The organism is Mesorhizobium sp. M7A.F.Ca.AU.001.01.1.1, assembly GCF_004022735.1.
Classification (GTDB): Bacteria; Pseudomonadota; Alphaproteobacteria; order Rhizobiales; family Rhizobiaceae; genus Mesorhizobium; species Mesorhizobium ciceri.
This window is the reverse complement of sequence record NZ_RZPF01000557.1, coordinates 1-4,514: the sequence shown is the minus strand read 5'-3', so window position 1 is coordinate 4,514 and position 4,514 is coordinate 1. Positions and strand designations below refer to the sequence as shown.

Below are 4,514 nucleotides of genomic sequence, written 5' to 3'. Positions count from 1 at the left end.
GGTTGCCGTCACGACTAGGATTTCCCTTGGACGGGCCGAATTCGAGATCCCGATATTTCGTTGCGGCATACACTATGTCCTCACGATTGGTGCGGGGCGCCCAGGTCGATATCTTTTGACCATCGACACAGATCATCATCTCCGCGTTTCGAGGGCGCCATTCGCACTCACCCGACTTGTTGCGATGAAACAAAGGGAGGTAGGTTTTCCCGTCGAGGAAACACATGCCGTTGCAGCCGTTCATGAGGACGAGGAGGCTCTGATCCGCATTCCAGGCTTGCGCGCTCGAGTAGCGATGACTGCAATATATTTTGCCGCAGACAATTCCGCTGCCAAGCGCTCCGGGCTGAGTGATCCGAGTAAAGCGGATCCCTGTCGCCGGATCAGTTGCAGGTTTCAGATAAGCGGGCAGATCCATTGCCGGCTCCGTGCCTGCCGCACCGCTCGGCCGGTTTCCGGCTGTGTGCAGCGCCAGCAGAGCGGCCATCAACAGCAAAGCTGGTATGAGCCGCGGAAAGGTCATGTCATGTAGCTCATTTCGCGTCGGACGCGGCCTTCGCTGAGGCGCGAGCGCCACCACTCGATGGTCTTTTCCAGACCATCACGCAAGCTCGTATGTGCCCGCCATCCGACTTTACTTTCAAGGTTCGAGGAATCGGCGAGCAACGCGCGAACCTCGGAGTTTTGCGGCCGCATCCGGCTTTCATCTCGACGAACTGGTTTCCTGGTGCCACTCAACTCGAGCACCAACTCCAAAACGTCCGAGACACTGACGGCGCGCTGGCTGCCTGCATTGTAGGCATGGCCAAATTCAAGCTCGGCCGCCCCTGCCGCCACAAATGCCGCAGCAGTGTCCTCCACAAAGGTAAGGTCGCGGATAGGGCTGGTGTCGCCGACCATGATCGCCGGACAGTTCTCGTCCAGAGCCTGCCTTATGATGGTCGGCACGATGGCCCGCTCGCTCTGGCGCGGCCCGTATGTATTGAACGGTCGCAGGATGACCACCGGCACATCGAAGGACCTGGCATAGGACGCCGCCATCATGTCTGCGCCGATCTTGGATGCAGAGTAGGGGGACTGTCCCTGCAGTGGGTGGGATTCGTCGATCGGCATGGTCAGAGCGGTGCCATAAACCTCGCTCGTGGACGTATGCACAATGCGTTCGGTTTCCCAGTGGCGTGCCGCTTCGAGGACATTCACGGTGCCCAGCACATTGGTTTCCACATAGGATTGGGCAGCCGCGTAGGAGTAGGGAATCGCAATCAGCGCAGCCAGATGAAACACCGCCGCCTGGCCGCGCACGATCCGGTTGATGAACGCGCTGTCACGAACATCCCCACGAATGCATTGCAGCTGGCTTCGAACGTGGTCGGGTAAATCGTCCAGCCAGCCATGGCTGTCGAACGAGTTGTAGAGGGCCAGTGCCGTGACATCGGCGCCTTCGTGCACCAGCGCTTCCGTGAGGTGGGATCCGATAAATCCATCCGCACCCGTGACCAGGACCTTCCTGCCGTGATAGCTCACGACTGCGCACTCCTTTGATCGTGTGAGCTGACAAACTGGCGAACGAACAACGATCCATTCATGCCAAACTCTCCTCACTTTCCAACTCTATCCACTTGCCGCGGGAGGCAGGGACACGCCGAAAACCGCCCTGAAGCCTCGCATTATCCAGACGAGGTCCGATGCAATCGTGCGCCGCGGATAATAGGCGAGGTCGATCGTTGCCTTGGCCGGGAACAGGACCTCTCGATAAAACAGGAGCGGATCAAGGGATGGCGGGTAAAAACAGGCTTCGTGACGGAAGAGAACCTGGGTCGGGCCGAGCAGGCCGGGCTTCCACTGCAGGACGGCTTCATTGCCGCCGCGGAAACAATCGGCGAAGGCAAGGCTTTCCGGCCGCGGGCCGACAATTGCCATGTCTCCCGTAAAAACGTTCCACAGTTGCGGCAACTCATCAAGTTTCGTTGCCGCGAGAAAACGGCCTATCCGCGTCATGCGGCTGTCATCGTTCATGGTCAGCGCAAGGCCGAAAGGATCAGCTGTTGTCTTGAATTTGCGGAACTTGTACATGCGAAATGGTTTTGCGCCGGCACCCAGGCGCGTCTGTGCGAAAAGCACGGGCCAACCACCCTCGACAAAGAGTGCAACAGCAATCAGTAGCATCAGCGGAGCGAGTGCCATTCCCGCTGCTGCGGCGAGGATGATATCCATCGCGCGCCTGGCAATTCCATGGCTGGTGCCAGCTACGGCGGGCCGATGCATCGTCACGTCGAGTGCGTTCATGCCGCGGCTCCCGCGCGCCCGCTGCTTTCAATCGCGGTGGCCAACGCAACAACCACCGACTCGATCGCACTTGCCGTAATTTGCGGGTGTAGTGGAATCGTCAACTCCCGCTGCGCGAAATCCTCGGTCTTCGGCAGATGGATTTCAGTGAACATTTGGCGATAGAGCGTCATCTGGTGCACGGGCGTATAGTGGATTGTGGTCTGTATTCCCTTCGTTCGCAGATGGTCGATCACCGTTTGCCGGTCGACGTCATGTGGCAGGAGGACAGGCATGATGTGATAGGCCGAGGTCCGCGGTTTGCAGAACGGAACTGTCACAGCCGAGCAATAGTCTGCGATCAGACGTCGATAGAGGACGACCAATATGCGCCGGATTTCATTCCATTCCTGCAGGTTCTGAAGCTGGACCAAGCCAATAGCGGCGCGCAATTCATCCATGCGATAATTGAAACCGAGCATCGTCACATCGTATTGCGGCGTGCGGCTGTTCAGCCGCTGATGTGTGCCGCTGGTCATCCCATGTCCGCGAGCCTGGCGGATCGCTTCACGGAGCTGTGCATCCCGGGCGATTACGGCCCCACCTTCCGCGGTGGTCATGTTCTTGTTGCCGTAGAAGCTAAAGGCCGCGGCCGCACCATAAGTCCCCACCTCCTTAAGGCCGGGAGCATGCGCGGCATCCTCGACGATATGCAGTCCTCGCACACGGGCAAATCTCTGCCATTCTTCCCGGTCGGCGAGGTAGCCGGCAAAGTGGACGAGAATGACGGCCTTGGTGCGTCCGGTGCACTTGGCTTCCGCGTCGCTTAGGGACATCAGTGGCACTTCGGCCGACTCTATGTCGACGAATACCGGTGTTGCTCCTACGTAGAGCACTGCATTCGCGGTCGCCACGAAGGTCAGCGAGGGAACCAGAACTTCGTCTCCGGGACCGATCCCAAGTGCATGGAGAATGAGATGCAGGGCGGCGGTGCAAGAGCTGACGGCAACGCAATCGACCGCATCATGCACGGCCGCGAAGGCCTCTTCAAAGGCTCGTACCTGGTCCCCCATCGTCAGCCACCCACTGTCGACAACTTTGGCCAAGGCCGCCTTTTCCGGAAAGCCAAGAATAGGAGCGCTGACCAAGAGCATTACGACCTCCTCATGTTGGCGTGGTCGAGCGTTCAGCCCTCAAGCGGCCGCTGCCGAGACCTCGATCGATGCGGACTGCTCTTCCCAGGCAATGGTTTGTGCGTTTTGAAAATCTTCAACGCGTCCGATATCCAGCCAAAGCCCGTCATGTTTGTAGACGTGCACATTCGTGCCGTTTTGCATCATCTGCAGCATGAGATCGTCGAATCCGAAGGCGATGCCGTCAGGTATAAAACGAAAAACGTCTGGATTCATGCAATATATTCCCATGCTTACCAGATGGGATAGCGTCGGTTTTTCACGAAATACTTGAACGGTATTGTCGACCTCGTCGATGACGCCGAAGTCCATCTTGATGACGCGGGATGCGGTGGCTATGGTGACTGGATCCGTGTGTGTGCGGTGTGATGCCACAAACCGGCTGAGACTGAGATCGGTAAGTACGTCCCCATTGAGAACAATGAACGGCTCGTCCAGTTCCTCCCTGATCAGGGAGAGCGGGCCAATGGTGCCGAGAGGTTCCAGTTCCTGGGTGTAGCGTATCCTTAGATTCCACTGGGATCCGTCCCCGCATACGGTGCGGATCAAGTGCCCCAGATAGCCGGTCGTGACGTAGACTTCCTGAATGCCGTTCCGCCGCAGCCACTTCAAAAGCAATTCAAGAACCGGTCGAGCACCGATCGGCATGAGAGGCTTGGGCAATATGGAAGTGAAAGGCCGAAGGCGTGTTCCCATTCCACCGCACTGAATGACCGCTTTCATCTCGTCCTCCTATTGATACGACTGTCGCGGTGTGATGGGTCCAACCCACCCGGCCGGAAGGTACGCCAGTGTTGGTTTTGCCTCTCCGGAGTGCAGCGATGGTAAGTGGCGCTTAAGAAGGCGTCGTCGTGCATTTGAATGGCACTTTCCCGGCCTTTTGATTCAATATTCCAGTTGGCAGGGCATGGGGGCGGCAGGGCGATCAGAGCTGGGAACTGTTCACATGTCCGGCGCCGGCAACGACCTGCTCGGAAGGGCATCGCTACCGTTCGTACGAAAAAAACACTTCAACATCTGGCCCTGAAATGTGTGCGATTGTAAGCTATATTAGAA

At 57.9% G+C, this 4,514-nt stretch carries 4 protein-coding genes and 1 pseudogene; all 5 read right to left on the bottom strand.

Going from position 1 to position 4,514, the window contains the following annotated elements; all coding sequences use genetic code 11:
* Nucleotides 1–523, bottom strand: a pseudogene (locus EN884_RS26935) (hypothetical protein); the annotation flags it as partial.
* The gene (locus tag EN884_RS26930; RefSeq protein WP_063167490.1) at nt 520–1,524 is read right to left on the bottom strand and encodes an SDR family NAD(P)-dependent oxidoreductase; all 1,005 of its coding nucleotides are present in this window, start codon (nt 1,522–1,524) and stop codon (nt 520–522) included. The pseudogene EN884_RS26935 and the gene EN884_RS26930, both read right to left, overlap by 4 nt.
* Before the next feature lie 87 nt (nt 1,525–1,611).
* Nucleotides 1,612–2,286, bottom strand: a complete 675-nt coding sequence (locus EN884_RS26925) for a sugar transferase (RefSeq protein WP_013533117.1) — start codon at nt 2,284–2,286, stop codon at nt 1,612–1,614.
* The gene (locus tag EN884_RS26920; protein WP_013533116.1) at nt 2,283–3,419 is read right to left on the bottom strand and encodes a DegT/DnrJ/EryC1/StrS aminotransferase family protein; all 1,137 of its coding nucleotides are present in this window, start codon (nt 3,417–3,419) and stop codon (nt 2,283–2,285) included. The genes EN884_RS26925 and EN884_RS26920 overlap by 4 nt, the downstream gene beginning before the upstream one ends.
* A gap of 39 nt (nt 3,420–3,458) precedes the next feature.
* Nucleotides 3,459–4,181 (bottom strand): sugar phosphate nucleotidyltransferase, encoded by a 723-nt coding sequence (locus EN884_RS26915; RefSeq protein WP_013533115.1) that lies wholly within the window; start codon nt 4,179–4,181, stop codon nt 3,459–3,461.
* Between the last annotated feature and the right edge of the window lie 333 nt (nt 4,182–4,514).